This is a genomic window from Edwardsiella piscicida (assembly GCF_001896205.1).
Taxonomy (GTDB): domain Bacteria; phylum Pseudomonadota; class Gammaproteobacteria; order Enterobacterales; family Enterobacteriaceae; genus Edwardsiella; species Edwardsiella piscicida.
The window spans coordinates 3,577,132-3,602,929 of record NZ_MPNU01000001.1; the positions used below are offsets into that span (position 1 = coordinate 3,577,132).

Genomic DNA, 25,798 nt, shown 5'->3' on the forward strand with positions numbered 1-25,798 from the left:
TATCGGCGGGCGTTATCGATTGAATTCCCCCACCAGCGCGCTAGTATCGCCAATACCCTCTCCATTTTTCAGGCGGTCACTATGTCTCTCTCCGTACGTCCCTACCTCTCTTTTATGCCGATCTTAGGCGAACGCCCCTTTATAGATGCAACCGCAACCGTGATTGGACAGGTCACGCTGGGTGACGACGTCAGTATCTGGCCTCAGGTCGTGATCCGTGGCGATGTTAACTATATTGTCATTGGTGACCGCAGTAATATCCAAGACGGCAGCGTGATCCATGTTGGCAACCGCGCCACGTCAACCCAGGGACATCCAACCATTATCGGCAGCGACGTGACGGTTGGTCATAAGGTGATGCTGCACGGTTGCTGTATTGGCGATCGGGTGCTGATCGGGATGGGCGCCATCGTTCTGGATGGCGTACAGATAGAAGATGAGGTCATTCTGGGCGCGGGAAGTCTGGTTCCGCCGGGAAAACGGCTGGAGAGTGGCTTTTTATATCTGGGCAGCCCGGCTCGCCAGATCCGGCCACTGACGGCACAGGAGCAAGCCGGACTGCGCCGGTCGGCCGACAACTACGTTAACTGGAAGAATGACTATCTCTCACAGGCGGAAATCCACACCCAGCCCTGATCGTCATACGCTTCATCGATAATCTCTTGCTCGGCATACTCCTCCAGCTGCCAGCGCAGGGTCTGAAACAGCGTCAGCGGCACCTGATGCGCCTCCCCCGCGCCCATGCGGGCGGCCAAGACCTGCAGATCCCCCCACCGGATAGCGCAGGTGACCTGAAAACCGTTGACCATCGCCGGAAAGGTGATGGTCGATGACGACGCCTGCCACTGCTCCAGCTCGGGAAAGAGGATAGACTGATTCATCCCGCCTGCTCCTGACGTAGCTGTATCAGCACCGGCGCTATCTGCGGCATGACGCCATGCCACAGCGAGAAGGCGTGCGCCGCCTGCGCCACCAGCATACCGAAGCCATCAGCCAAGCGTACCGCGCCCTGCTGCTGAGCCCAGGCCAGAAACGGCGTCGCCCCCGCGCGATAAAACATGTCATAACAGGCGCAATCCGGGCGCATGATCGAGGGCGGCAGCGGCGGGACCTCGCCCTGCAGCCCTGAAGCGGTTGCGTTAATAATGAGATCGAAGGTGTGATCGTCAAGCGCATCGTAGGGCAATGCCTCAATCTCCCCCTGCGCCTGAAATGCAGCGGCCAACGCCTGTGCCCGGGCAGGGGTTCGGTTGGCCAGCGCGATCCGACACCCCTGCTCCAGCAGCGGTAGGATCACGCCGCGAGCGGCACCCCCGGCGCCCAACAGCAAAACTCGACTCGCATCGCCGATCATCGCCAGCCGACGTAAATCACTGACCAGTCCAATACCGTCCGTGTTATCCCCCAGCAGACGGGCGTTTTGCCAATGCAGTGTATTCACCGCGCCGGCCAGACGGGCCCGCGGCGTCAAGATATCCACCATCTGCCAAGCCTGCTCTTTAAAGGGGGTGGTGACGTTAGCGCCTCGCCCCCCCTGCTGGAAAAAGGCCATAGCAAAGGCGGGAAAATCATCCAGCGGCGCCAGCATCGCCTCATAGCTGAGCGCAATACCGGTCTGTTGAGCAAAAAGCCGGTGGATACGCGGCGACTGGCTGTGCTTTATCGGGTGACCAAAAACGGCAAATCGCTGCATCGCTTAGCCCTGACGTAACAGTTCACCGCTCAGTGCATCGCGGATTTCAGATGGATTTTGACGCCCGCCGACCGGCGCATTCAGCACCGGGAAAGCTGAGCCAAACTGTTGGCGCACCTCGGCGGCCGTACGGCAGGGGGGCAGCCCGCTGAGGTTGGCACTGGTGGAAACCAAGGGTTTGCCGTAGGAGCGGCACAGCTGCTGAACCTGCGGATGCGCGCTGACCCGCACGGCCAGCGTGCTAAAGCGGCCGGTCAGCCAGCGCGGCGTATCTGCCCGGGCTGGCATCACCCAGGTCACCGGCCCTGGCCAGCGGGAGAAAACGGCGGCGCGGCGCTCGCCCTGCAGCGCCTCATCGCAGACATAAGGCAATAGCTGCTGATAATCCGCCGCAATCAGAATCAGCCCTTTGTCCCACGGACGCTGCTTAAGGTCCAGCAGGGTCTGCACCGCAGACTCGCTGTCCGGATCGCACCCTAGGCCGAAGACCGCCTCCGTGGGATAGGCGATAACACGCTGCTGGCGCAGGGCCGCCACCGCGGCGGCCAGTGAGTCACTCAGTTCTTTATCCATAGCTTCTTTATTATTGATCTGTCGGGGTATCGTCAAGCGGCTCGACGGCTTTCCCGCACAGCTTGCTGGCACAATAGCGACGCACGCCGCCTGCGCTTTTCTTCTCCACCAGTAGCGGGTAGTGGCAATGCGGGCAGACACCGGCGACGGGTTTCAAATTCACGCTGAACTGGCAGTCTGGGTAGCGCTCACAGGCATAGAATGTTTTACCGTAGCGCGAGCGGCGCTGCAGCAGATTACCCTTGCCACACTGGGGGCACGCTAACCGAGTCTCATCCGGCTTATCGATAGCCTCAGTATGTTCACACTGAGGATAACCGTGACACCCGATAAACATACCGTAGCGCCCCTGGCGCAGCACCAGCACATCGCCACACTGCGGACATCGCTGCCCTTCAAGCACCTTAACAATATGCCCGTCGGCCGACTTCAGCGCGCGAATATACTGGCAGGCAGGATAGTGGGAACAGCCCAGAAAAGGGCCATGCTTACCGCTGCGGATCACCAGCTCGGCGCCGCACTCGGGGCATGGCTCACTCTTCTTGACACCAAATAATGCGCCTTGCGTCATAATCTTGTTTCTTTCAATAAACGAACCAGCCACCCGCTCAATGCAGGTAGCCTTCATGAACCTCAAAAAGCAGCTCTTCCATCTGCCGATAGGTGTGCTCATGTCCCGGCGCATTAAACAGCACCATCAGCACCACCCACTTCAGATCGTCCAGCTCAAACTGTTCGATCTCCAGCGCCATCACCCGATCGATAACCATCTCACGGATCTCCGGCGTCAATAGCTGAATCTGCTCCAAGAACAGCAGGAATCCACGGCACTCACTATCTAAGCAGGCCATTTCATCTGCGGTGTAGAGACGCAGCGCATGCGGATCGTCCACCGGCAGAACTACATCTCCCTCTTCCTGCATCATCGCCAGCTTTTCCAGCCAGTTCAGCGCCCGAAAGATATCCCCACGCTCAAAGCCCGCGCTGGTCAAATCGTCAGTTAGCTTATCCTGATCGATGTGCATCCCGGCCGTAGTGTGGATATAGGTCTCAAACAGATACATGAGTACATCGAACATGGCCAGCCCTCTTCACACGGACATAGCCGCCGGACACTACCTTAATCCATCCTGCTAACTCCAGTTCGAGCAGGGCTACTGCTACGTCTGGCACAGATCGACCGATGCGTTCGGCGACAGCGTCAACGGTTGTCACCTCATCCCCTACGTTAGCCAACACCTCGGCAAATGGCAATTGAGCATCGTCTTCCCCGGCAGAAATATTCCCTTCTGTGAGCGGCGCCAACCAATGCAGCGAGCTGTTCAGTTGCTCAAGGATATCCGCCGGCGCAGCGATAAGAGACGCGCCCTGCTGGATCAGCCAATGGCACCCTGCGCTCTGCGGGCTATCTAGCGAGCCGGGAATGGCGAACACCTCCCGCCCTTGATCCAATGCCAGACGCGCCGTGATCAGCGAGCCGCTGCGCAGCGTCGCCTCGACCACCAGAACCCCCAGACTCAACCCACTAATGATCCGATTACGCTGCGGAAAATAGGCAGGGCGTGCCTCTGTCCCTGGAAAAAACTCGGACACCAGCGCGCCGTCCGCCTCTAGAATGGCCTGCGCCAACCCGCGGTGCGTTCGCGGCGCCACGCAGTCCGGCCCACTGCCCAGCACTGCGATGGTCTTTCCCTGCGCCGACAGCGCGCCGCGGTGCGCCAGTCCATCGATCCCCAGCGCAAGACCGCTGACAATCGTCAATCCACTCGCCGCCAGCACGCGGGAAAAAAACTGCGCCTGGCTATCACCATAGCCGCTGGGCGTACGGCTGCCCACAATCGCCAGCGCCGCCGTTGACAGCAGGCGGGGATCGCCGCAAACAAACAGCAGCGCAGGAGCGCCGGCAATCTGGCGCAAGCGATCGGGGTAGGCACTATCGACCAGCGTTAGCATCGCCCCTCGACCGCCGTCCAACCACGCCAGCGCCTCAGCGATACCCGCGGCGCCATGAAACTGGCGCTGCTGCGCAGAGGTCAGCCCGCCGGACACCATCCCCTGCGCCGATACGCCCTGCTGTACCAATATCCGCGCCGCGTTAACGATACGGGGCGCCCCCAGCCCGCGAACCTGCGCGAGACGCAGCCAGATTTCGTGACTTTCCATTGCGCTCCCGCGGCTATCGGCCGATGTGTTCAATAGGTGAACAATACTGTCAATCAGGGGGAGAACTGTCTAGAATAGGAGTGAAAATCATTCCCTAGCTCAGAGGACGTTTAAAGAGATTTATGGCGGTATTGCAGGTATTACATTTCCCCGATGAGCGGCTTCGCACTATTGCCAAGCCGGTACACGAAGTTACGCCCGAAATCCAGCGCATTGTCGACGATATGTTCGAGACCATGTACGCGGAAGAGGGCATTGGCCTAGCCGCGACGCAGGTGGACATTCACCAGCGTATTATCGTCATTGACGTATCAGAGAATCGCGATCAGCGTTTGGTATTGATCAACCCGGAGCTGCTGCAGCATGACGGGGAGGCCGGTATCGAAGAGGGGTGTCTCTCCGTTCCTGAACAGCGGGCGCTGGTGACCCGTGCGGAAAGCATCAAAGTGCGCGCCCTGGATCGCGACGGTAAGCCCTTTGAACTGGAGACCGATGGTCTGCTAGCCATCTGCATTCAGCACGAAATGGATCACCTGATGGGTAAGCTGTTTATTGACTATCTGTCGCCGCTGAAGCGTCAGCGCATCCGTCAAAAGCTGGAAAAGCTGTATAAGCAACAGGCCCGCGCCGTTAACTAACCCAAGGCAGGATACTCCCGTGTCTCATTCGCTTCGTATCATTTTTGCGGGTACGCCCGATTTTGCCGCCCGCCATCTCGAGGCGCTCTTGGCCTCAGATCATCAGATCGTCGGCGTCTTTACCCAGCCGGATCGGCCGTCGGGGCGCGGTAACAAGCTGACGCCGAGTCCGGTCAAGGCCCTGGCGCTACAGCATGATCTGCCGGTCTTTCAGCCGGCCTCTCTGCGCCCGGAGGAAAATCAGCGCCTGGTCGCCTCGCTGCAGGCCGACGTCATGGTCGTGGTCGCCTATGGCCTGATCCTGCCGCAGGCTGTGCTGGATATGCCGCGCCTGGGCTGTATTAACGTACACGGCTCTCTGCTGCCGCGCTGGCGCGGTGCGGCACCGATCCAGCGGGCGCTATGGGCAGGCGATAGCGAAACCGGCGTCACCATTATGCAGATGGACGTCGGGCTGGATACCGGTGATATGCTGCTGAAGCTGTCTTGTCCCATCACGCAGGACGACACCAGCGCCACGCTGTACGATAAGCTAGCCGCGCTGGGACCGCAGGGCCTGCTGACCACGCTGTCCCAGCTGGCTGACGACACCGCCCAGGCCCAGAAGCAGGATGATGCGCTGAGCACCTATGCGGAAAAGCTTAGCAAGGAAGAGGCTCGTCTGGATTGGTCTCTCTCTGCCGAGCAGCTGGCGCGCTGCGTACGCGCCTTTAATCCCTGGCCGGTCAGCTTCTTTATGCTGGAAGAGCAGCCGGTGAAAGTCTGGGAAGCAACGGCGCTGTCTCAGCACGCCACCGCCGCACCGGGAACCATCGTCAGCGCCGACAAGCAGGGGATCGCCGTCGCCACTGCGCAGGGAGTGCTGCTGTTAACCCAGCTGCAGCCGGCCGGCAAGAAAAGCATGACGGCCCGTGACCTGCTCAACTCGCGTAAAGAGAGCTTCCTGCCCGGTACCGTTCTGGCATAAGCACCGTCCGCCCGGCGCCGTCCGGGCGGAGATCGTCTATTCACCTGTCCCCTGACGTCAGCGCCGGTGGGGTATTTCCCCCGCAAACCGTGATAAACTTCGAACAATATCTGATTTACTCGCAGCGACGGTCCCTTGTGTCAATGAAAAATACTCCCTATAACCTGCGTGCCATCGCGGCCCGCACGCTGAGCGCAGTCCTCGATCAGGGGCAGTCCCTGAGCAGCGTACTGCCCAGCGCCGCCCAGCCTCTCAGCGATAAAGACCGAGCCCTGCTACAGGAGCTGTGCTTTGGCACGCTGCGGGTACTGCCGCAGCTGGAGTGGATAGTACAGCAGCTGATGGCCAAGGTCCTGACGGGCAAACAGCGTCCGCTGCACTACCTGCTGCTGGTCGGGCTATATCAGCTGATCTATACGCGTATCCCTCCCCACGCAGCGCTGGCAGAGACCGTTGACGGCGCCGTTGCGCTCAAGCGCCCGCAGCTCAAGGGGCTCATCAACGGTGTACTGCGCCAGTTTCAGCGCCAACAGCAGCCGCTGCTTTTACAGTCACAGCAGCATGCCAGCCACTGGCTGCATCCCTCATGGTTGCTTAAGCGTCTGCAGCAGGCCTACCCGGAGCAGTGGCAGAGTATCGCGGATGCCAATAATCAGCGCCCGCCGATGTGGCTGCGGGTCAATCGGTGCCACCACACACGCGACGCCTATCTGGCGCTGCTGCTGCAGGCCGGTATTGACGCCGTCCCCCACGAAACCTTTCCTGACGCCCTCCGCCTGCAGGATCCGCAGCCGGTGTCTCGCCTGCCGGGCTTCGAACAGGGATGGGTCACGGTACAGGATGCCAGCGCGCAGCACAGCGTGGATCTGCTCGATCCGCAGGACGGTGAGCAGATCCTCGATCTGTGCTGCGCGCCGGGCGGAAAAACCACCCATATTCTGGAGGCGGCGCCGAAGGCCCACGTACTGGCCGTTGACGTCGATGAAAGCCGTCTCAAGCGGGTGCGCGAAAACCTGCAGCGGCTGCAGCAGCATGCCGAGATCCGCTGCGGCGATGGGCGTACCCCTGACGAGTGGGCCCGCGGTCGGCAGTTCGATCGGATTCTCTTGGACGCGCCCTGTTCGGCGACCGGCGTCATCCGCCGCCATCCGGACATCAAATGGCTACGTCGCGACAGCGATATCGCCGAGCTGGCCGCGCTGCAGCGCGAGATCATCGATGCCGTCTGGCCTTTCTTGAAATCCGGCGGCGTGATGGTCTACGCCACCTGCTCGATTCTGCCGCAGGAAAACCAGGAGCAGATCCTTGCCTTCCTGTCGCGCCACCCGGATGCTCGCCTGAGCGACACCGGCGATATACAGCGGCCCGGCCTTCAGTTTTTGCCGCGGCCCGACGCAGGCGACGGCTTCTTTTACGCTAAGCTGATAAAAGCATAATCCGCAGGCCGCCCACCAGGCGGTCGGCGCTCGCCAAGCAGAGAACAGCATCATGAAAATTATCATTTTAGGTGCCGGCCAGGTGGGGGGGACCCTCGCAGAAAACCTGGTGGGTGAGAACAACGATATCACCATCGTCGACACCAACAGCGATCGCCTGCGTCAGCTACAGGATAAGTTCGATCTGCGCGTCGTGCAGGGCTATGGCTCCCATCCGCGGGTACTGCGTGAAGCCGGCGCGGATGACGCCGATATGCTGGTCGCCGTGACCAGCTCGGACGAAACCAACATGATCGCCTGCCAGATCGCCTATTCCCTGTTCAGTACCCCAAACCGGATCGCCCGTATCCGCTCGACCGAATATATCCGCGAGCACGAGCGGTTGTTCAACCCAGAGGCGGTTCCTATCGACCACCTGATCGCGCCCGAACAGCTGGTCACCGACTATGTCTACCGGCTGATCGAATATCCCGGGGCGCTGCAGGTAGTGAACTTTGCCGAGGGTAAGGTCAGCCTGGTGGCGGTCAAGGCCTACTACGGCGGGCCGTTGGTGGGCAACGCCCTGACCTCGCTGAAGGAGCATATGCCGCATATCGATACCCGCGTGGCGGCGATCTTCCGCCAGGATCGACCGATCCGCCCGCAGGGATCCACGGTGATCGAGGCCGGCGATGAGGTCTTCTTTGTCGCAGCATCGCATAATATCCGGGCAGTCATGAGTGAGCTGCAGCGGCTGGAGAAACCCTATAAACGCATCATGATCGTCGGCGGCGGCAACGTCGGAGCCGGGCTAGCCCAGCGACTGGAGAAAGACTACAGCGTCAAGCTGATTGAGCATAACGCCCAGCGCGCCGCCGAACTGGCCGAGAAGCTGCATGACACCATCGTCTTTTACGGCGATGCCTCCGATCAGGAGCTGCTGACCGAAGAGCACATCGACCAGGTGGATGTTTTCATCGCCCTGACCAACGATGATGAGGCCAATATTATGTCGGCCATGCTGGCCAAACGCCTCGGCGCCAAAAAGGTGATGGTGCTGATCCAGCGCAGCGCCTACGTCGATCTGGTGCAGGGCAGCGTCATCGATATCGCCATCTCGCCGCAGCAGGCCACTATCTCTGCCCTGCTCGGCCATGTGCGCAAGGCGGATATCGTCAGCGTCTCCTCCCTGCGACGCGGCGTGGCCGAAGCGATTGAGGCCATCGCGCACGGCGACGAAAGCACCTCGAAGGTGGTCGGACGGCGGGTCGAGGAGATTAAGCTGCCGCCGGGCACCACCATCGGCGCTATCGTTCGGGGGGACGACGTGCTGATTGCCAGCCGTGAGTCCAAAATTGAACAGGGAGATCACGTGATCATGTTCCTGACGGACAAGAAATTTATATCCGACGTGGAGCGCCTGTTTCAGCCAAGTCCTTTCTTTTTGTAACTACGGCTATGCTCAACTATCGCTCCGTGCTGTACATCCTTGGGATGATGCTGTCGAAAGTGGCGCTACTGATGTACGTGCCGCTGCTGTATGCCCTGCTTACCGGCACCGGTGGGGTTTACGAATTTCTGCAGGCGGTGATCATCACCCACCTGATCGCCCTGTTTTTGATCGCCCAAGGGCGCAGCCAGAAATTCTACCTGCGTATCCGCGATATGTTTCTGACCACGACCCTGGCGTGGCTGACGGCCTGCTGCTTCGGCGCACTGCCCTTTGTGTTCATCAAACATATCACCTTTACCGATGCCTTCTTTGAGACCATGTCCGGGCTGACCACCACCGGCTCCTCGGTGCTGTCCAATCTCAACCAGATGGAGCCCAGCGTCTTACTGTGGCGCTCGCTGCTGCAGTGGATGGGCGGCGTCGGGTTTATCGTGATGGCGGTCGCCATTCTGCCGTTTCTGGACGTCGGCGGTATGCGCCTGTTCCATACCGAATCCTCCGACTGGTCAGAGAAATCCTCGCCGCGGATGAAAGACGTAGCCAAAAGCATCATGGCGGTCTATGCGGTGCTGACGTTCCTCTGCTACCTCGGCTATCGCTACGCGGGGATGAGCAACTTCGATGCCGTCAACCACGCCTTCGCAACCATCTCCACCGGCGGATTTTCAACTAACGACAAATCCATGGCCGCGTACTCCGTACTGGCGCAGTGGAACGCCATCCTGTTTATGTTCCTCGGCTCCCTGCCATTTCTGCTGTTCGTTCAGGCGCTGCGTCAGCGCAGTCTCCGAACCCTGATGCGCGACCAGCAGCTGGTTGGCTTTAGCCGCTTTGTGCTGGTCACCGGCCTGGTGCTCACCCTGTGGCTATGGCATAAGCACATCTTTGATTTTGAAGATAGCCTGCGCATCGCGTTCTTCAATTTGATCAATATCCTGTCGACTACCGGCTACTCTCTGGGTAACTTCGATCAGTGGACACCGTTCTCCACGGTGCTGTTCGCCTCGGTCATGCTGCTGGGCGGCTGCTCCGGCTCTACCGCCGGCGGGATCAAAATGTTCCGAGTGCAGATTGGCTTTGAAAGCCTGCATATCGAGGTGCGCAAGCTGATCCACCCCAACGCCGTCTTTCCGCGACGCTATAACAACCGTCCGATCACCAATGAGGTGAGCCGCTCGGTGATCGCCTTTATGATGGCGTTTATTGCGATCACCATGCTGATTGCCGCCATCCTCGGGCTGTGCGGCGTCGACGCACTTTCGGCGATCACTGGCGCCATGACCGCGATGGCCAACGTCGGTCCAGGAATGGGGCCGCTCATCGGTCCCAGCGGCAACTTCGCGCCGCTGCCCGACGTAGCCAAGTGGGCCCTGGCGCTAGGCATGCTCTTGGGGCGACTCGAGGTGATGACTATGCTGGTGCTGTTCTTCCCCAGCTTCTGGCGGCGCTGAGACTCCCCAACGTGCATCGCCTAGCAAAGCGGCGGTAAGTGATTACACTTAGAGTATGCGTCATTTAGGGGAGTCGCTATGAGTCTACTGAAAGAGTTTCGTGAATTTGCCATGCGCGGCAACGTCGTGGATATGGCCGTCGGGGTTATCATCGGCGCCGCGTTCGGTAAAATCGTCTCCTCGCTGGTCGGGGATGTGGTCATGCCGCTGCTCGGTCTGCTGATCGGCGGCGTCGACTTTAAACAGTTTCACTGGGTAATACGCGAGGCCGTCGGCAGTGCCCCGGCCGTAGTCGTCAACTATGGCCAGTTCATACAGACCATCTTCGACTTTGTCATCGTCGCATTCGCCATTTTTATGGCGATCAAGCTGATGAACAAGCTGCGCCGCCAAAAGGCGGAAGCAACGCCGCCGGCGCCCAGCGCAGAAGAGGTACTGCTAACGGAAATCCGCGACTTGCTTAAGGCGCAGCAGCAAGACAAATAAACCGGACACCGCCTGGCGGCAGGCTCTCCTGCCGCTCTCCGTCTTCCCTGCCGCTAGCGATCCGAGCGCGGAGTAAAATGACCACGTAAATCCACCCGTGGTAAAAACGCCTCAGCCCCCGCCTCCAGCGCCTCGAGAATAGAGCAGTAGGCGCTACTGTGCGCCGTGCCGCAGCAGGCATCGCTCAGGCGCCGCAGCGAGTCGCGCATATACTCCAACTCCCGCAGCTTACTCTCCACCTCACGCAGACGCCGCTCGACGATAGACTTCGACTCCTGACACGTATGGTGGGCCGGGTCGACTCGGATCGAGAGCAGCTCCCGAATAGCTTCCAGCGATAGTCCCACGCGCTGGGCATAGCGAATGAAGCGCAGGCGCTGCAAATCGGCGTCACCGTATAGGCGATAGCCGCCCTCGGTACGCACCGCGTGAACCATCATTTGCTGCTTTTCATAGTAGCGGATCGTATCCGGCGTAACGCCGGCCAGCTTCGCCAGTTGACCAATACGGTACATGGTTACTCTCCCAACTGCCGCCGCAGCGGCTCGCCGTAGGCACCGCGTAAAAAAGCGGTATCCAAGCCGGCCTGCTGCAGGCGCAGCTCCAGCAGTGCCAGACGTTTGCTCAGCGCGCGATAGTCAGGGTGATCGCCGTCGATCCCCCGCAGCATCTCCAGCAGCGTTATCGCCTCGCGGCGCTGCTCCAGCTGCGGCGGCAGACAGCCCGCATTCTTCAGCAGACGATAGCCAGAGCGCAGCTCGGCAGGAACATGGCTGTCATCATCCAGGAGCAGCGGTCTTCCCTCGCCTGGCAGCGCAGAGAGCTCGCCGCGCGCCTGAGCATCGGCGATATGGCGTTCAGCCCAATCATCGATAATCGACATAGTGATTCCGGTTAGATATCTGTATGCAGGGTAAAGCCAGACGGAGGGAAAATAAAGCGGGGCGGAATTCAGACAATAAAAAAACCGGGCCAAAGCCCGGCTTTCCTATGCATTAGCAGATTACTCTGCTGCAGCTTCTGCTTCAGATACAGAACGATCAACCAGCTCGATGTAAGCCATCGGCGCGTTGTCGCCTGCACGGAAGCCACACTTCAGAATGCGAGTGTAGCCACCGGCACGGCTCGCGAAGCGCGGGCCCAGCTCGTTAAACAGTTTTGCCACGATCTCGTTATCACGAGTACGGGCGAATGCCAGACGACGGTTAGCAACGCTGTCGGTCTTGGCAAGAGTAATCAGCGGCTCAACCACGCGACGCAGCTCTTTCGCTTTCGGCAGGGTCGTCTTGATGATCTCATGACGAACCAGAGAACCGGCCATGTTGCGGAACATAGCCTGGCGATGGCTGCTGTTGCGGTTCAGTTGACGACCACTCTTACGATGGCGCATGACCTTATCCTTCTCAGTAAAACCTTAACCTGTGATCCAGTTACTCGTCAGCGATACTTGCCGGCGGCCAATTTTCCAGGCGCATGCCCAGAGAGAGACCGCGAGAGGCCAGCACGTCTTTAATCTCAGTAAGAGATTTTTTACCCAGGTTCGGCGTTTTCAGCAACTCAACCTCGGTACGCTGTACCAGATCACCGATGTAGTGGATAGCTTCTGCCTTCAGGCAGTTCGCAGAGCGGACAGTCAATTCCAGATCGTCAACAGGGCGCAGCAGGATCGGATCGAACTCAGGCTTCTCTTCTTTCACTTCCGGCTGACGTACATCACGCAGGTCAACGAAAGCTTCAAGTTGTTCAGCCAGGATAGTTGCCGCACGGCGAATTGACTCTTCCGGGTCAATGGTACCGTTGGTTTCCATCTCGATGACCAGCTTGTCCAGGTCGGTACGCTGTTCAACGCGCGCTGCTTCAACATTGTAGGCAATACGCTCTACAGGGCTGTAGCAGGCGTCGACCAACAGACGGCCGATCGGGCGCTCATCTTCTTCCGAATGAATTCGGGCAGACGCCGGCACATAACCACGACCACGCTGAACTTTGATACGCATATTGATAGATGCGTTTTCATCGGTCAGATGGCAGATCACATGGTGCGGCTTGACGATTTCGACATCACCATCATGGGTGATATCGGCTGCAGTCACAGGGCCAATGCCAGATTTATTCAGGGTAAGAATTACTTCATCTTTGCCTTGAACTTTCACCGCCAGCCCTTTCAGGTTGAGCAGGATTTCCAGGATATCTTCCTGTACGCCTTCTTTGGTGCTGTACTCGTGCAGTACACCATCAATCTCAACCTCGGTCACCGCGCAACCCGGCATAGATGAAAGCAGAATACGGCGCAGTGCGTTACCAAGAGTATGGCCAAAGCCACGCTCTAACGGCTCAAGGGTCACCTTGGCGTGCGTCGAACTCAGTTGCTCGATATCTACCAGGCGCGGTTTTAGAAACTCTGTCACAGAACCCTGCATTGTGTCCTCTCTTTGGTACTAAGCTTTACTTGGAGTAAAGCTCGACGATCAGGTGTTCGTTAATGTCCGCAGACAGGTCGGAACGTTCAGGCTGACGCTTGAACACACCTTCCATTTTAGCAGCATCAACTTCCAGCCAAGTCGGCTTTTCACGCTGCTCAGCCAGCTCCAGAGCGGCTTTAACGCGAGACTGCTTCTTCGCTTTCTCACGGACGCTGACTACGTCGTTCGGAGATACCTGATAAGAAGCGATGTTAACAACGCGACCGTTTACTACGATAGCCTTGTGGCTAACCAGCTGACGTGCTTCTGCGCGGGTAGCGCCAAAGCCCATGCGGTAAACAACGTTGTCCAGACGACCTTCCAGCAGAGCCAACAGGTTTTCACCGGTGTTGCCTTTCAGACGTGCTGCTTCTTTGTAGTAGTTACGGAACTGACGCTCCAGAACGCCGTAGATACGACGAACTTTTTGCTTCTCACGCAACTGAACACCGTAGTCAGACAGACGCGGCTTGCGCGCACCGTGCTGGCCAGGTGCCTGTTCAATTTTACACTTGGAATCGATCGCGCGAACACCTGACTTCAGGAACAGGTCGGTGCCCTCACGACGGCTCAGCTTGAGCTTAGGACCCAAATATCTTGCCATTTTCTTTCTCCAACTATCCGAGAAACGACGTTATACGCGACGTTTCTTCGGCGGACGACAACCGTTATGAGGGATCGGAGTCACATCAGTGATGTTCGTGATGCGGAAACCGGCCGCGTTCAGAGCGCGGATGGTAGATTCGCGACCCGGACCCGGTCCTTTAACCATAACTTCCAGATTCTTGATACCGTACTCTTTTACAGCTTCAGCGCAGCGCTCTGCTGCAACCTGAGCGGCAAACGGAGTGGATTTACGAGAACCACGGAAACCGGAACCACCGGCTGTTGCCCAACCCAGTGCGTTACCCTGACGATCAGTAATGGTAACGATGGTGTTGTTGAAAGAAGCATGGATGTGAGCCACACCGTCAGATACTTGCTTTCTTACGCGCTTACGTGCACGAATTGGTGCTTTTGCCATTGTTCAATCACCCCGACTATTTCTTGATCGGTTTACGCGGACCCTTGCGGGTACGTGCGTTGGTCTTAGTACGCTGACCGCGAACCGGCAGACCACGACGATGACGCAAACCACGATAGCAACCAATGTCCATCAGACGCTTGATGCTCAGGGTAACTTCACGACGCAGATCGCCTTCTACGGTGTATTTGGCGACTTCGTCACGCAGCGTTTCGATTTGCTCTTCAGACAGCTCACTGATCTTAACATTTTCAGCAATGCCCGCAGCGGCGCAGATAGCCTGTGAACGGGTTTTGCCGATGCCGAAGATCGCGGTCAGCGCGATCACGGTATGCTTTTGATCAGGAATGTTAATGCCTGCTATACGGGCCACTATGCACTCCTAGATTAATATACGACGGCGCTACTCTGAAAAGCCCGTTTTCAGGATACTCAAATGGCGCCGTTGCAACAAACAAAAGATTGGCTGGCTAATCTAGCCAGCTCAACCCAACTTTGCAAGAAAAATATGCGAGATAATCAGCCTTGACGCTGTTTATGCTTCGGTTCTACGCTGCAAATCACACGCACAACACCGTTGCGCTTAACGATTTTGCAGTTACGGCATAATTTCTTGACGGAAGCACGAACTTTCATTTTACTCTCCGTAACTTCTCAAACTCACCTAGATTAGCGGTTATAGCCTTTCAGGTTCGCTTTCTTCAATGCAGACTCGTACTGACTGGACATCATCAGAGTTTGCACTTGAGCCATAAAGTCCATGATGACGACTACTACGATGAGTAGTGAAGTACCACCGAAATAGAACGGTACTTTCATCGCATCACGCATGAACTCCGGGATCAGGCAGATAAATGTAATGTACAGCGCACCAACCAGAGTCAGACGGGTCATTACCTTATCGATGTACTTCGCCGTTTGCTCTCCCGGACGAATTCCTGGTACAAATGCACCGGACTTCTTCAGGTTATCCGCTGTTTCACGCGGGTTGAAAACCAACGCCGTGTAGAAGAAACAGAAGAAGATGATTGCAGACGCATAGAGTAACACATAAAGCGGTTGCCCAGGCTGCAAATACAGCGAAATTGTAGTCAGCCAGTTCCAACCTGTACCGCCCCCAAACCAAGATGCGATCGTGGCCGGGAACAGAATGATGCTGGAAGCGAAGATTGCCGGGATAACCCCTGCCATATTCACTTTCAACGGCAAATGTGTGCTCTGTGCTGCGTAAACACGACGACCTTGCTGACGCTTGGCATAGTTAACGACGATACGACGCTGACCACGCTCCACGAAAACAACGAAGAAGGTTACTGCGAATACTAACACTGCAACCAACAGCAACAGAAGGAAGTGCAGGTCGCCCTGCCGCGCTTGCTCGATAGTATGGCCAATCGCCGGCGGAAGACCCGCCACAATCCCTGCGAAGATAATGATCGAGATACCGTTACCGATACCGCGCTCAGTAATCTGTTCGCCCAGCCACATCAGGAACATTGTCCCGGTCACCAGACTCACAACCGCAGTGAAGTAGAAAGCAAAGCCCGGATTAATTACCAGGCCCTGCATTCCAGGCATATTCGGCAAACCGGTAGCAATACCGATCGACTGGAATATGGCCAGCACCAGCGTACCGTAGCGGGTGTACTGGCTAATCTTGCGACGGCCAGCCTCCCCTTCTTTCTTTATTTCCGCCAGGGTGGGGTGAACCACCGTCAGCAGCTGGATAATGATCGACGCCGAAATATACGGCATGATCCCCAGAGCAAAGATAGAAGCACGGCTCAGAGCACCACCGGAGAACATGTTAAACATGTCGATGATGGTGCCCTGCTGTTGCTCGAGTAGTTTGGCAAGTACAGCGGCATCAATACCAGGGATCGGAATAAAAGAGCCAATACGGAAAACAATCAGCGCCCCAATAACAAACAACAGTCTGCGCTTGAGCTCGCCCAGTCCACCCTTGGCACTTTGAAAATCTAATCCCGGTTGTTTAGCCATCTGCTACTTATTCCTCGATTTTACCGCCAGCAGCTTCAATCGCAGCACGTGCGCCTTTGGACACACGCAGACCGCGCAGGGTTACTGCACGATTGATTTCACCAGACAGCATAACTTTGGCGAATTCGATCTGCGGGCCAATAACGTTAGCCGCTTTCAGCACGTTCAGGTCGATAACGTCGCCTTCGATCAGCGCGATCTCAGACAGACGAATTTCAGCAGTCACCATCGCTTTACGAGAGGTGAAGCCAAACTTCGGCAGACGACGGTACAGCGGCATCTGGCCACCTTCGAAACCGCGACGTACGCCACCGCCAGAACGAGACTTCTGACCTTTGTGACCACGACCGCCGGTTTTACCCAGGCCAGAACCGATACCACGACCCAGACGCTTGGAAGCGTGCTTGGAGCCTTCGGCCGGAGACAGAGTATTCAAACGCATCTGTTACTCCTCAACTTTAACCATGTAGGAAACCGCGTTGATCATACCACGAACGGCAGGAGTATCCTCACGCTCTACGGTGTGACCGATGCGACGCAGACCCAGGCCAAGCAGCGTTGCCTTATGTTTCGGCAAACGGCCGATCGCACTGCGGGTTTGAGTAATTTTGATAGTCTTTGCCATGGTCTATTACCCCAGAATTTCTTCAACGGATTTACCACGCTTGGCAGCGACCATTTCCGGAGATTTCATACATTCCAGACCGTCGATAGTTGCACGAACCACGTTAATCGGGTTGGTGGAACCATATGCTTTAGCCAGAACGTTACGAACTCCAGCGACTTCCAGGACGGCGCGCATTGCACCACCGGCGATGATACCGGTACCTTCAGAAGCCGGCTGCATGAACACACGAGAACCCGTGTGAGCACCTTTAACCGGGTGCTGCAGGGTGCCGCTGTTCAGCGCGACGTTGATCATGTTACGACGGGCTTTCTCCATCGCTTTCTGGATCGCTGCCGGAACCTCACGGGCTTTGCCGTAGCCAAAACCGACGCGACCGTTGCCATCACCCACTACAGTCAGTGCGGTGAAGCTAAAAATACGGCCACCTTTAACAGTCTTAGATACGCGATTTACCGCGATCAGCTTTTCCTGCAGTTCGCCAGCTTGTTTTTCGATGTGCGACATCTTACACCTCTACCTTAGAACTGAAGGCCAGCTTCACGGGCAGCATCTGCCAGTGCCTGGACACGACCATGATATTGGAAACCAGAGCGGTCGAAGGACACGTCCTTGACGCCTTTTTCCAGCGCGCGTTCAGCGATAGCTTTACCTACAGCTGCTGCGGCTTCTTTGTTCCCAGTGTATTTCAGTTGTTCACTGATTGCTTTTTCTACGGTAGAAGCGGCAACCAGGACTTCAGAACCATTCGGGGCAATAACCTGTGCGTAGATGTGACGCGGGGTACGATGTACCACCAGGCGAGTTGCACCCAGCTCTTTGAGCTTGCGGCGTGCGCGGGTCGCACGACGGATACGAGCAGATTTCTTATCCATAGTGTTACCTTACTTCTTCTTAGCCTCTTTGGTACGCACGACTTCGTCGGCGTAACGGACACCTTTGCCTTTGTAAGGCTCAGGACGACGGTAAGCGCGCAGATCCGCTGCAACCTGACCGATCAGCTGCTTATCAGCGCCTTTCAGCACGATTTCAGTCTGAGACGGACATTCAGCAGTGATGCCTGCCGGCAGCTCATGGTCAACAGGGTGAGAGAAGCCCAGGGCCAGATTCACCACATTGCCTTTAACTGCTGCACGATAACCAACACCTACCAGCTGCAGCTTCTTAGTGAAGCCTTCGGTAACACCGATAACCATTGAGTTCAGCAGTGCACGCGCGGTACCCGCTTGGGCCCAGCCGTCCACGAAGCCGTCGCGCGGACCAAAGGTCAGTGCGTTATCAGCATGCTTAATTTCAACAGCGTCGTTGATAGTACGAGTCAGCTCGCCGTTTTTACCCTTAATCGAAATAACCTGACCGTTGAGTTTTACCTCTACGCCGGCAGGAATGACGACGGGTGCTTTTGCAACACGAGACATTCTTTCCTCCGATTACGCTACGTAGCAGATAATCTCGCCGCCCAGGCCAGCTTGGCGGGCAGCACGATCAGTCATGACACCTTTAGAGGTAGAAATAACTGCGATACCCAGACCGGCCATAACTTTCGGCAGCTCATCTTTTTTCTTATAGATGCGCAGACCAGGGCGGCTGATACGCTGAATGCTTTCTACTACCGGCTTGCCCTGGAAGTACTTCAGTACCAGTTCCAGAACAGGCTTGGCGTCGCCTTCGATTTTGAAATCTTCAATAAAACCTTCTTCCTTCAGCACGTTGGCAATTGCCACTTTCAGCTTGGAGGAAGGCATGGTGACCGCAACTTTGTTCGCGGCCTGACCGTTACGGATACGGGTCAGCATATCCGCGATCGGATCTTGCATGCTCATCTGTCTTTACTCCCGTGATTCAATTGGTGACAATTACCAGCTAGCCTTTTTCAGACCCGGAATTTCACCGCGCATAGCGGCTTCACGGACCTTGATACGGCTCAACCCGAACTTACGCAGGAAAGCGTGCGGACGGCCAGTTTGGCGGCAGCGATTACGCTGACGGCTTGGGCTGGAATCACGCGGCAGAGTCTGCAGCTTAAGTACCGCATTCCAACGATCTTCGTCGGATACGTTGATATCAGAGATGATCGCTTTCAGTTCAACGCGTTTGGCAAAGAACTTATCAGCTAATTTCACGCGCTTGACTTCGCGTGCTTTCATGGATTGCTTAGCCATTAGTAACCCTACCTTACTTGCGGAACGGGAAGTTAAAAGCAGTCAGCAGCGCACGGCCTTCTTCGTCAGATTTCGCAGTAGTGGTAATGGTGATGTCCAAACCACGAACGCGATCGACTTTGTCATAGTCGATTTCTGGGAAGATAATCTGCTCACGTACGCCCATGCTGTAGTTACCACGGCCGTCGAAAGACTTCGCGGACAGGCCACGGAAGTCACGGATACGCGGTACAGCAATAGAGATCAGACGCTCAAAGAACTCCCACATGCGTTCGCCACGCAGAGTTACTTTACAGCCGATCGGATAGCCCTGACGGATTTTGAAGCCTGCAACTGATTTGCGTGCTTTGGTGATCAGCGGTTTTTGACCGGAGATCGCTGTCAGGTCAGCTGCTGCGTTATCCAGCAGTTTCTTGTCAGCGATCGCTTCACCAACACCCATGTTCAGGGTGATCTTCTCGACCCGAGGGACTTGCATGACAGAATTGTAGTTAAACTCAGTCATGAGCTTTTTAACTACTTCGTCTTTGTAGTAATCATGCAGTTTCGCCATCGTACTACTCCAAATTACTTGATAGTTTCGCCATTGGACTTGAAGAAACGGACTTTTTTGCCGTCTTCAAACCGAAAGCCTACACGGTCCGCTTTACCGGTAGCCGCATTGAAGATTGCAACGTTGGAAACCTGAACAGCGGCTTCTTTTTCAACGATGCCACCCGGTTGGTTCAGAGCCGGAACCGGCTTCTGATGTTTCTTAACCAGGTTGATGCCTTCAACGACAACTTTACCAGAAGACAGGACGTTTTTTACTTTACCGCGCTTACCTTTATCTTTGCCGGTCAGCACGATTACTTCGTCATCACGACGGATTTTCGCTGCCATGGATTCGCTCCTTAGAGTACTTCTGGTGCCAGAGAGATGATTTTCATGAACTTTTCAGAACGCAGTTCACGTGTCACCGGCCCAAAAATACGCGTACCGATCGGCTGCTCACTGTTGTTGTTCAACAGTACACAAGCATTGCCGTCAAAGCGAACGACAGATCCGTCAGGGCGACGTACACCCTTCTTGGTGCGCACCACTACCGCCTTCAGCACATCACCTTTTTTGACCTTACCACGCGGAATTGCTTCCTTGATGGTGATCTTGATGATGTCGCCGATGCCTGCGTAGCGACGGTGCGAGCCACCCAGAACCTTGATACACATTACGCGACGCGCGCCGGAGTTATCGGCGACGTTCAGCATAGTCTGTTCTTGGATCATTTCAGTGCTCCGCTAATGTCAACTACTACTTCGAGACCCAGTGTGGGCCGTTAAAAATCCCCATAATTGAGGGCGCAGCATTATAACACTGCTTCCAGAATATGGGTAGAAAAAATAAACGGCTCAAAATCTGAGCCGTTTATCATTGCTGAGAGAGTGTACTGTATTACAGAACAGCTTTCTCTACAACGCGAACCAGCGTCCAGGATTTGGTCTTGGACAGCGGACGGCATTCGCGGATTTCAACCACGTCACCGATACCGCATTCGTTGTTCTCGTCATGTACGTGCAGTTTGGTCGTACGTTTGATGAATTTACCGTAGATCGGGTGCTTCACCATGCGCTCGATAGCAACAACCATGGATTTCTCCATTTTGTTGCTAACAACGCGACCTTGCAGAGTACGGATTTTATCGGTCATTACGCACCCGCCTTCTCGTTCAGTAAAGTCTTAACACGTGCGATATTACGACGCACTTGCTTCAACAGGTGAGACTGTTGCAGCTGGCCGCCCGCCGCCTGCATGCGAAGATTAAACTCTTCGCGCAGCAGATTCAGCAGCTCGGTGTTCAGCTCTTCAACACTCTTCTCACGCAGCTCGTTTGCTTTCATTACATCACCGTCTTAGTTACAAAGGTGGTTTTGATAGGCAGTTTCGCTGCTGCCAGTTTGAAGGCCTCACGGGCCAGCTCTTCAGGCACACCGTCCATTTCGTACAGGACTTTACCCGGCTGAATCAGGGCTACCCAGTACTCAACGTTACCTTTACCTTTACCCATACGAACGGCCAGCGGTTTTTCCGTGATCGGCTTGTCCGGGAACACGCGGATCCAGATTTTACCCTGACGCTTAACAGCACGGGTCATAGCACGACGTGCTGCTTCGATTTGGCGGGCAGTCAAACGGCCACGGCCAACAGCTTTCAGACCGAAAGTGCCGAAGCTAACATCCGTACCCTGCGCCAGACCGCGGTTACGGCCTTTATGCACTTTACGGAATTTTGTACGCTTAGGTTGTAACATCAGCGACTCTCCTTACTTGCGGCCTTTACGCTGCTGCTTCTTAGGCTGAGCAGCCGGTTTTTCCGGTTGTTCAACAGCAGCCATACCACCCAGGATCTCACCTTTGAAGATCCATACCTTAACGCCGATTACACCATAAGTGGTGTGCGCTTCAGAGGTGTTGTAGTCGATGTCCGCACGCAGCGTGTGCAGCGGAACACGACCTTCACGGTACCATTCGGTACGCGCGATCTCAGCACCGCCCAGGCGGCCGCTGACTTCAACTTTGATACCTTTAGCGCCCAGACGCATAGCGTTCTGTACAGCACGCTTCATAGCACGACGGAACATAACGCGACGTACCAGCTGTGAAGTGATGCTGTCAGCCACCAGTTTGGCGTCCAGTTCCGGTTTACGCACTTCGGCGATGTTGATCTGTGCCGGTACGCCAGCAATCTCTGCAACGCCCTTGCGCAGTTTTTCTACGTCTTCGCCTTTCTTACCGATAACGATACCCGGACGAGCGGTGTGAATGGTCACACGGATGCTCTTCGCCGGACGCTCGATAACGATGCGAGAAACGGACGCCTTTTCCAGCTCTTTGTTCAGGAACTGACGAACTTTAAAGTCGCTGTCCAGGTTGTCAGCGAATTCTTTAGTATTCGCATACCAGGTAGAGTTCCAAGGCTTCACAATACCCAGGCGAATACCATTAGGATGTACTTTCTGACCCATTGCTAGTCTCCAGAGTCTCAGCGATCGGACACAACCACAGTAATGTGGCTGGTGCGCTTCAGGATACGATCAGCGCGACCTTTTGCACGCGGCATGATGCGCTTCATGGTCGGGCCTTCGTCGACGAAGATCTTGGATACTTTCAGATCATCGATGTCAGCGCCATCGTTGTGTTCTGCGTTAGCAATGGCAGATTCCAGAACCTTTTTGACCAGTACAGCCGCTTTCTTGTTGGTGTAGGTCAGAACTTCCAGAGCCTGTGACACTTTCTTACCGCGGATCAGGTCAGCCACCAGGCGAACCTTCTGAGCAGAAGAGCGAGCATGGCAATGCTTAGCAATAGTTTCCATCTCTTCCTCCTACCTTATTTCTTTTTGGCTTTTTTATCAGCCGCATGGCCGCGATAAGTACGAGTCGGCGCGAATTCACCCAGTTTGTGGCCGACCATTTCATCGACGACAAATACCGGAACGTGCTGACGACCATTATGGACAGCGATGGTCAAACCGATCATGTTTGGAAAGACCGTTGAACGACGGGACCAAGTCTTAAGTGGCTTTTTGTCTCCGCTTTCCACCGCTTTCTCTACCTTCTTCAGCAAGTGCAGGTCAATAAAAGGACCTTTCTTGAGAGAACGTGGCATGGTTTATCCTCTAATTATTTTTTACTACGGCGACGTACGATGAATTTATCAGTACGCTTATTGCTGCGGGTCTTCTTACCTTTGGTCTGTACGCCCCACGGGGTTACCGGGTGCTTACCAAAGTTACGACCTTCACCACCACCGTGCGGGTGGTCTACCGGGTTCATCGCAGTACCGCGAACGGTCGGACGAACACCACGCCAGCGTGCAGCACCTGCTTTACCCAGAACGCGCAGCATATGCTCAGCGTTACCGACTTCGCCCAGAGTGGCGCGGCAGTCAGCCGGGATTTTACGCATTTCGCCAGAGCGCAGACGCAGGGTGACATAGGCACCATCGCGTGCAACGATCTGAACGTAAGCACCAGCGGAACGAGCCAGCTGGCCGCCTTTACCCGGCTTCATTTCTACGTTATGAACGGTAGAACCAACCGGGATGTTGCGCATCGGCAGGGTGTTACCCGCTTTGATTGCAGCATCAACGCCAGACTGAATCTGATCGCCAGCTTTCAGACCTTTCGCCGCCAGGATGTAACGGCGTTCGCCGTCTTTGTACAGAACCAGCGCGATGTTCGCGGAACGGTTCGGATCGTACTCCAGACGCTCAACAACAGCCGGGATACCGTCTTTATTGCGTTTGAAGTCAATCAGACGATACTGCTGTTTGTGACCACCACCGATGTGACGAGTGGTGATGCGGCCGTTGTTGTTACGACCACCGGTCTTGCTGTTTTTCTCCAGCAGCGGGGCGAACGGTTTGCCCTTGTGCAGCTCAGGGTTAACCACTTTAACAACGTGGCGACGACCCGGAGATGTCGGTTTACATTTAACAATTGCCATTGTTCGCTACTCCTCCGACTTACTCTGCGCCGCCGATGAAGTCCAGATTCTGGCCTTCTTTCAGGGTGACGTAAGCTTTTTTCCAGTCGCTACGACGACCGATACGCTGACCGTGACGCTTCACTTTCCCTTTAACAACCAGGGTGCGAACAGTGTCAACTTCAACTTCGAACAGTTTCTTAACTGCGGCTTTGATTTCTGCTTTGGTTGCATCTGTAGCAACTTTGAGAACGATGGTGTTGTTCTTTTCCATCGCCATAGACGCTTTTTCAGAAACGTGCGGCGCGCGCAGTACTTTCAGCAGACGTTCTTCACGGATCATGCCAGCATCTCCTCAACTTGCTTAACAGCATCAGCAGTCATAACCACTTTGTCGAAGGCGATCAGGCTAACCGGGTCGATGCCTGCTACGTCGCGTACGTCAACCTTGAACAGGTTGCGCGCGGCCAGGAACAGGTTCTCGTCGACTTCGCTGGTTACAATCAGCACATCGTCCAGCGCCATGTCTTTCAGTTTCTGTGCCAGCAGCTTGGTTTTCGGCGCTTCAACAGAGAACTTCTCAACGACGATCAGACGATCTTGACGTACCAGTTCGGACAGGATGCTTTTCAGCGCGCCGCGGTACATCTTTTTGTTAACTTTTTGACTGTGGTCCTGCGGACGAGCAGCGAAGGTCACGCCACCAGAGCGCCAGATCGGGCTCTTGATAGAACCAGAACGCGCACGGCCGGTGCCTTTCTGGCGCCACGGTTTTTTACCGGAGCCAGTAACTTCAGCACGGGTCTTCTGAGCACGAGTACCCTGACGGGCACCGGCTGCATAAGCCACAACAACCTGGTGAACCAGCGCTTCGTTGAAATCACGACCGAAGGTAGTTTCGGAAACAGTCAGCGCGCTTTGCGCGTCTTTCAATACTAATTCCATTGCTATCTCCTCACGCCTTCACAGCTGGTTTAACGATCAGGTCGCCACCGGTAGCACCCGGGACAGCACCTTTAACCAGCAGCAGGTTGCGCTCAGCGTCAACACGTACTACGTCCAGGCTCTGAACGGTTACACGCTCGTTACCCAGCTGACCTGCCATTTTCTTACCCTTGAACACTTTGCCCGGAGTCTGGTTCTGACCGATAGAACCCGGAGCGCGGTGAGACAGGGAGTTACCGTGAGTAGCGTCCTGGGTACGGAAGTTCCAGCGCTTAACGGTGCCGGCGAAACCTTTACCTTTGGAGATACCGGTAACGTCTACTTTTTTAACGTCAGCGAAGATTTCTACGGAGATGTTCTGACCGATGGTGAACTCTTCACCTTCAGACAGACGGAATTCACGCAGAACGCGGCCGGCTTCAACGCCAGCTTTCGCGAAGTGACCCGCTTCCGGTTTGGTTACACGGTTAGCTTTTTTGCTACCAGTGGTAACCTGGATGGCGCGGTAGCCGTCGTTATCCAGATCTTTGACCTGAGTAACGCGGTTTGCTTCGATTTCGATAACGGTTACAGGGATAGAAACGCCATCTTCAGTGAAGATGCGGGTCATACCCACTTTTTTCCCGACTAAACCAATCATTGTTTCAACCTCTCAATCGCTCAATGTCCTGATTAACCCAGGCTGATCTGCACGTCTACACCGGCAGCCAGATCCAGACGCATCAGAGCATCAACGGTTTTCTCGGTTGGCTCAACGATGTCAACCAGACGCTTGTGAGTGCGGATTTCGTACTGATCACGCGCGTCTTTGTTAACGTGCGGAGAGATCAGAACGGTAAAGCGCTCTTTGCGGGTCGGCAGCGGGATCGGACCACGAACCTGCGCACCAGTGCGCTTGGCAGTCTCGACGATTTCCGCGGTTGATTGATCGATCAGACGATGATCAAATGCTTTCAGGCGGATACGGATTCTTTGGTTCTGCATGAGACCAGAGCTCCAATTATTTTATAAACGTAGAAAATTACTCCTCGCACCCATTTCGATTGACGGGGGAGTGTAATCGTTCATTTCATAACCCCCATATCGGGAGTATTGTTTGGCGGAACGCGCCGCCGCTGATCGAAATCAGGCTGCCAATATTAGGCAGCCCGCGCATTATACTTAGATCTGGCCAGGAAGCAAGGCCGGATGCAAAATAACCAGCGACAGGCGACAAAACGCCGTGAAAAAGGGCGCCATAGCGCCCTCTTTCTGGTGTTATTGCTGGCTATCGATTAC

43 protein-coding genes are annotated in these 25,798 nt (G+C 55.7%); 7 read left to right on the forward strand and 36 right to left on the reverse strand.

Annotation, left to right across the window (positions count from 1 at the left end):
- Positions 1–81: 81 nt before the first annotated feature.
- Entirely contained in the window at positions 82–636 is a 555-nt protein-coding gene (locus tag BRD58_RS16435) for a gamma carbonic anhydrase family protein (protein ID WP_012850002.1), read from the forward strand.
- Here BRD58_RS16435 and BRD58_RS16440 read toward each other — a convergent pair.
- The 6 genes from BRD58_RS16440 to dprA are packed head-to-tail and all read right to left on the reverse strand — an operon-like array spanning position 600 to position 4,429.
- Positions 600–881: a DUF1488 family protein gene (locus BRD58_RS16440; RefSeq protein ID WP_012850003.1), complete on the reverse strand. Its 282-nt coding sequence runs from the start codon at positions 879–881 to the stop codon at positions 600–602. The genes BRD58_RS16435 and BRD58_RS16440 overlap by 37 nt on opposite strands.
- A complete protein-coding gene (gene aroE, locus BRD58_RS16445) occupies positions 878–1,693 on the reverse strand; it encodes a shikimate dehydrogenase (protein WP_069579443.1) in 816 nt (271 codons plus the stop codon). The genes BRD58_RS16440 and aroE overlap by 4 nt, the downstream gene beginning before the upstream one ends.
- 3 nt (positions 1,694–1,696) lie before the next feature.
- Positions 1,697–2,266: an L-threonylcarbamoyladenylate synthase type 1 TsaC gene (tsaC, locus tag BRD58_RS16450; protein WP_012850005.1), complete on the reverse strand. Its 570-nt coding sequence runs from the start codon at positions 2,264–2,266 to the stop codon at positions 1,697–1,699.
- A 10-nt stretch (positions 2,267–2,276) separates the two neighbouring features.
- Positions 2,277–2,837 (reverse strand): DNA topoisomerase family protein, encoded by a 561-nt coding sequence (locus tag BRD58_RS16455; protein ID WP_015462407.1) that lies wholly within the window; start codon positions 2,835–2,837, stop codon positions 2,277–2,279.
- A 37-nt stretch (positions 2,838–2,874) separates the two neighbouring features.
- Complete coding sequence (locus tag BRD58_RS16460) at positions 2,875–3,345, reverse strand: DUF494 family protein (RefSeq protein ID WP_015462408.1); 471 nt, start codon at positions 3,343–3,345, stop codon at positions 2,875–2,877.
- Complete coding sequence (gene dprA / locus BRD58_RS16465; protein ID WP_012850008.1) at positions 3,317–4,429, reverse strand: DNA-processing protein DprA; 1,113 nt, start codon at positions 4,427–4,429, stop codon at positions 3,317–3,319. Before dprA ends, BRD58_RS16460 begins: the two co-directional genes overlap by 29 nt.
- A 122-nt stretch (positions 4,430–4,551) precedes the next feature.
- Here dprA and def point away from each other — a divergent pair, with 122 nt between their 5' ends.
- The 6 genes from def to mscL all read left to right on the forward strand — a co-directional run bounded on the left by def (position 4,552) and on the right by mscL (position 10,839).
- Complete coding sequence (def, locus tag BRD58_RS16470; RefSeq protein WP_012850009.1) at positions 4,552–5,067, forward strand: peptide deformylase; 516 nt, start codon at positions 4,552–4,554, stop codon at positions 5,065–5,067.
- A gap of 19 nt (positions 5,068–5,086) precedes the next feature.
- Entirely contained in the window at positions 5,087–6,034 is a 948-nt protein-coding gene (gene fmt, locus BRD58_RS16475; RefSeq protein ID WP_015462409.1) for a methionyl-tRNA formyltransferase, read from the forward strand.
- Between the two features lie 143 nt (positions 6,035–6,177).
- Positions 6,178–7,470, forward strand: a complete 1,293-nt coding sequence (gene rsmB / locus BRD58_RS16480) for a 16S rRNA (cytosine(967)-C(5))-methyltransferase RsmB (protein ID WP_012850011.1) — start codon at positions 6,178–6,180, stop codon at positions 7,468–7,470.
- 52 nt (positions 7,471–7,522) lie between these two features.
- Complete coding sequence (gene trkA / locus BRD58_RS16485) at positions 7,523–8,899, forward strand: Trk system potassium transporter TrkA (protein WP_015462410.1); 1,377 nt, start codon at positions 7,523–7,525, stop codon at positions 8,897–8,899.
- An 8-nt stretch (positions 8,900–8,907) separates the two neighbouring features.
- A complete protein-coding gene (locus BRD58_RS16490; protein WP_012850013.1) occupies positions 8,908–10,353 on the forward strand; it encodes a TrkH family potassium uptake protein in 1,446 nt (481 codons plus the stop codon).
- 78 nt (positions 10,354–10,431) lie between these two features.
- Complete coding sequence (gene mscL, locus BRD58_RS16495; RefSeq protein ID WP_015462412.1) at positions 10,432–10,839, forward strand: large-conductance mechanosensitive channel protein MscL; 408 nt, start codon at positions 10,432–10,434, stop codon at positions 10,837–10,839.
- A 53-nt stretch (positions 10,840–10,892) separates the two neighbouring features.
- On the opposite strand, the gene zntR is transcribed toward mscL, so the two are convergent.
- From zntR to rpsJ, 30 genes are all read right to left on the reverse strand, one after another.
- Complete coding sequence (gene zntR / locus BRD58_RS16500) at positions 10,893–11,354, reverse strand: Zn(2+)-responsive transcriptional regulator (RefSeq protein WP_012850015.1); 462 nt, start codon at positions 11,352–11,354, stop codon at positions 10,893–10,895.
- Between the two features lie 2 nt (positions 11,355–11,356).
- Positions 11,357–11,722, reverse strand: coding sequence for a DnaJ family domain-containing protein (locus tag BRD58_RS16505; RefSeq protein WP_069579445.1), 366 nt, complete (start codon positions 11,720–11,722; stop codon positions 11,357–11,359).
- Between the two features lie 120 nt (positions 11,723–11,842).
- Positions 11,843–12,229: a 50S ribosomal protein L17 gene (gene rplQ, locus BRD58_RS16510; protein ID WP_005297556.1), complete on the reverse strand. Its 387-nt coding sequence runs from the start codon at positions 12,227–12,229 to the stop codon at positions 11,843–11,845.
- Positions 12,230–12,269: 40 nt separating this feature from the next.
- Positions 12,270–13,259, reverse strand: a complete 990-nt coding sequence (locus BRD58_RS16515) for a DNA-directed RNA polymerase subunit alpha (RefSeq protein ID WP_005290354.1) — start codon at positions 13,257–13,259, stop codon at positions 12,270–12,272.
- 25 nt (positions 13,260–13,284) lie between these two features.
- The gene (gene rpsD / locus BRD58_RS16520) at positions 13,285–13,905 is read right to left on the reverse strand and encodes a 30S ribosomal protein S4 (RefSeq protein WP_005290355.1); all 621 of its coding nucleotides are present in this window, start codon (positions 13,903–13,905) and stop codon (positions 13,285–13,287) included.
- A gap of 30 nt (positions 13,906–13,935) precedes the next feature.
- Positions 13,936–14,325: a 30S ribosomal protein S11 gene (rpsK, locus tag BRD58_RS16525; protein ID WP_002919257.1), complete on the reverse strand. Its 390-nt coding sequence runs from the start codon at positions 14,323–14,325 to the stop codon at positions 13,936–13,938.
- A 16-nt stretch (positions 14,326–14,341) separates the two neighbouring features.
- Positions 14,342–14,698, reverse strand: a complete 357-nt coding sequence (rpsM, locus tag BRD58_RS16530; protein ID WP_012850017.1) for a 30S ribosomal protein S13 — start codon at positions 14,696–14,698, stop codon at positions 14,342–14,344.
- Between the two features lie 146 nt (positions 14,699–14,844).
- Positions 14,845–14,961 (reverse strand): 50S ribosomal protein L36, encoded by a 117-nt coding sequence (gene rpmJ, locus BRD58_RS16535; protein ID WP_008815462.1) that lies wholly within the window; start codon positions 14,959–14,961, stop codon positions 14,845–14,847.
- Positions 14,962–14,994: 33 nt separating this feature from the next.
- Positions 14,995–16,326, reverse strand: a complete 1,332-nt coding sequence (gene secY, locus BRD58_RS16540; RefSeq protein ID WP_005290357.1) for a preprotein translocase subunit SecY — start codon at positions 16,324–16,326, stop codon at positions 14,995–14,997.
- A gap of 7 nt (positions 16,327–16,333) precedes the next feature.
- Positions 16,334–16,768, reverse strand: coding sequence for a 50S ribosomal protein L15 (rplO, locus tag BRD58_RS16545; protein WP_005290360.1), 435 nt, complete (start codon positions 16,766–16,768; stop codon positions 16,334–16,336).
- A 3-nt stretch (positions 16,769–16,771) separates the two neighbouring features.
- Complete coding sequence (rpmD, locus tag BRD58_RS16550) at positions 16,772–16,951, reverse strand: 50S ribosomal protein L30 (protein ID WP_005290362.1); 180 nt, start codon at positions 16,949–16,951, stop codon at positions 16,772–16,774.
- 6 nt (positions 16,952–16,957) lie between these two features.
- Positions 16,958–17,458, reverse strand: a complete 501-nt coding sequence (gene rpsE / locus BRD58_RS16555) for a 30S ribosomal protein S5 (protein WP_012850346.1) — start codon at positions 17,456–17,458, stop codon at positions 16,958–16,960.
- Positions 17,459–17,472: 14 nt separating this feature from the next.
- Complete coding sequence (rplR, locus tag BRD58_RS16560) at positions 17,473–17,826, reverse strand: 50S ribosomal protein L18 (RefSeq protein ID WP_012850020.1); 354 nt, start codon at positions 17,824–17,826, stop codon at positions 17,473–17,475.
- 9 nt (positions 17,827–17,835) lie between these two features.
- The gene (gene rplF, locus BRD58_RS16565) at positions 17,836–18,369 is read right to left on the reverse strand and encodes a 50S ribosomal protein L6 (RefSeq protein ID WP_012850021.1); all 534 of its coding nucleotides are present in this window, start codon (positions 18,367–18,369) and stop codon (positions 17,836–17,838) included.
- A 12-nt stretch (positions 18,370–18,381) separates the two neighbouring features.
- A complete protein-coding gene (gene rpsH, locus BRD58_RS16570; protein ID WP_012850022.1) occupies positions 18,382–18,774 on the reverse strand; it encodes a 30S ribosomal protein S8 in 393 nt (130 codons plus the stop codon).
- A 33-nt stretch (positions 18,775–18,807) separates the two neighbouring features.
- Positions 18,808–19,113: a 30S ribosomal protein S14 gene (rpsN, locus tag BRD58_RS16575; RefSeq protein WP_012850023.1), complete on the reverse strand. Its 306-nt coding sequence runs from the start codon at positions 19,111–19,113 to the stop codon at positions 18,808–18,810.
- A 13-nt stretch (positions 19,114–19,126) separates the two neighbouring features.
- The gene (gene rplE / locus BRD58_RS16580) at positions 19,127–19,666 is read right to left on the reverse strand and encodes a 50S ribosomal protein L5 (RefSeq protein ID WP_012850024.1); all 540 of its coding nucleotides are present in this window, start codon (positions 19,664–19,666) and stop codon (positions 19,127–19,129) included.
- Positions 19,667–19,680: 14 nt separating this feature from the next.
- The gene (gene rplX / locus BRD58_RS16585) at positions 19,681–19,995 is read right to left on the reverse strand and encodes a 50S ribosomal protein L24 (RefSeq protein WP_012850025.1); all 315 of its coding nucleotides are present in this window, start codon (positions 19,993–19,995) and stop codon (positions 19,681–19,683) included.
- Positions 19,996–20,006: 11 nt separating this feature from the next.
- The gene (rplN, locus tag BRD58_RS16590) at positions 20,007–20,378 is read right to left on the reverse strand and encodes a 50S ribosomal protein L14 (RefSeq protein WP_005290380.1); all 372 of its coding nucleotides are present in this window, start codon (positions 20,376–20,378) and stop codon (positions 20,007–20,009) included.
- 166 nt (positions 20,379–20,544) lie between these two features.
- The gene (gene rpsQ, locus BRD58_RS16595) at positions 20,545–20,799 is read right to left on the reverse strand and encodes a 30S ribosomal protein S17 (protein WP_012850026.1); all 255 of its coding nucleotides are present in this window, start codon (positions 20,797–20,799) and stop codon (positions 20,545–20,547) included.
- On the reverse strand, positions 20,799–20,990 hold the full coding sequence (gene rpmC / locus BRD58_RS16600) for a 50S ribosomal protein L29 (protein WP_005290385.1): 192 nt from the start codon (positions 20,988–20,990) through the stop codon (positions 20,799–20,801). The genes rpsQ and rpmC overlap by 1 nt, the downstream gene beginning before the upstream one ends.
- Entirely contained in the window at positions 20,990–21,400 is a 411-nt protein-coding gene (gene rplP, locus BRD58_RS16605; protein ID WP_005290387.1) for a 50S ribosomal protein L16, read from the reverse strand. Before rplP ends, rpmC begins: the two co-directional genes overlap by 1 nt.
- A gap of 12 nt (positions 21,401–21,412) precedes the next feature.
- Positions 21,413–22,114, reverse strand: coding sequence for a 30S ribosomal protein S3 (gene rpsC, locus BRD58_RS16610; protein ID WP_012850027.1), 702 nt, complete (start codon positions 22,112–22,114; stop codon positions 21,413–21,415).
- Between the two features lie 17 nt (positions 22,115–22,131).
- Positions 22,132–22,464 (reverse strand): 50S ribosomal protein L22, encoded by a 333-nt coding sequence (gene rplV, locus BRD58_RS16615; RefSeq protein WP_012850028.1) that lies wholly within the window; start codon positions 22,462–22,464, stop codon positions 22,132–22,134.
- A gap of 14 nt (positions 22,465–22,478) precedes the next feature.
- Positions 22,479–22,757 (reverse strand): 30S ribosomal protein S19, encoded by a 279-nt coding sequence (rpsS, locus tag BRD58_RS16620; protein ID WP_005290393.1) that lies wholly within the window; start codon positions 22,755–22,757, stop codon positions 22,479–22,481.
- Between the two features lie 14 nt (positions 22,758–22,771).
- Positions 22,772–23,596 carry a 50S ribosomal protein L2 gene (rplB, locus tag BRD58_RS16625; protein WP_012850029.1) on the reverse strand — a complete coding sequence of 275 codons (825 nt, stop codon included), beginning with the start codon at positions 23,594–23,596 and terminating at the stop codon, positions 22,772–22,774.
- Between the two features lie 19 nt (positions 23,597–23,615).
- Positions 23,616–23,918, reverse strand: a complete 303-nt coding sequence (gene rplW / locus BRD58_RS16630; protein WP_005290397.1) for a 50S ribosomal protein L23 — start codon at positions 23,916–23,918, stop codon at positions 23,616–23,618.
- On the reverse strand, positions 23,915–24,520 hold the full coding sequence (gene rplD, locus BRD58_RS16635) for a 50S ribosomal protein L4 (RefSeq protein WP_012850030.1): 606 nt from the start codon (positions 24,518–24,520) through the stop codon (positions 23,915–23,917). Before rplD ends, rplW begins: the two co-directional genes overlap by 4 nt.
- 10 nt (positions 24,521–24,530) lie before the next feature.
- Positions 24,531–25,160 carry a 50S ribosomal protein L3 gene (gene rplC, locus BRD58_RS16640; RefSeq protein ID WP_034168690.1) on the reverse strand — a complete coding sequence of 210 codons (630 nt, stop codon included), beginning with the start codon at positions 25,158–25,160 and terminating at the stop codon, positions 24,531–24,533.
- 32 nt (positions 25,161–25,192) lie between these two features.
- Positions 25,193–25,504, reverse strand: coding sequence for a 30S ribosomal protein S10 (gene rpsJ / locus BRD58_RS16645; protein WP_001181005.1), 312 nt, complete (start codon positions 25,502–25,504; stop codon positions 25,193–25,195).
- Between the last annotated feature and the right edge of the window lie 294 nt (positions 25,505–25,798).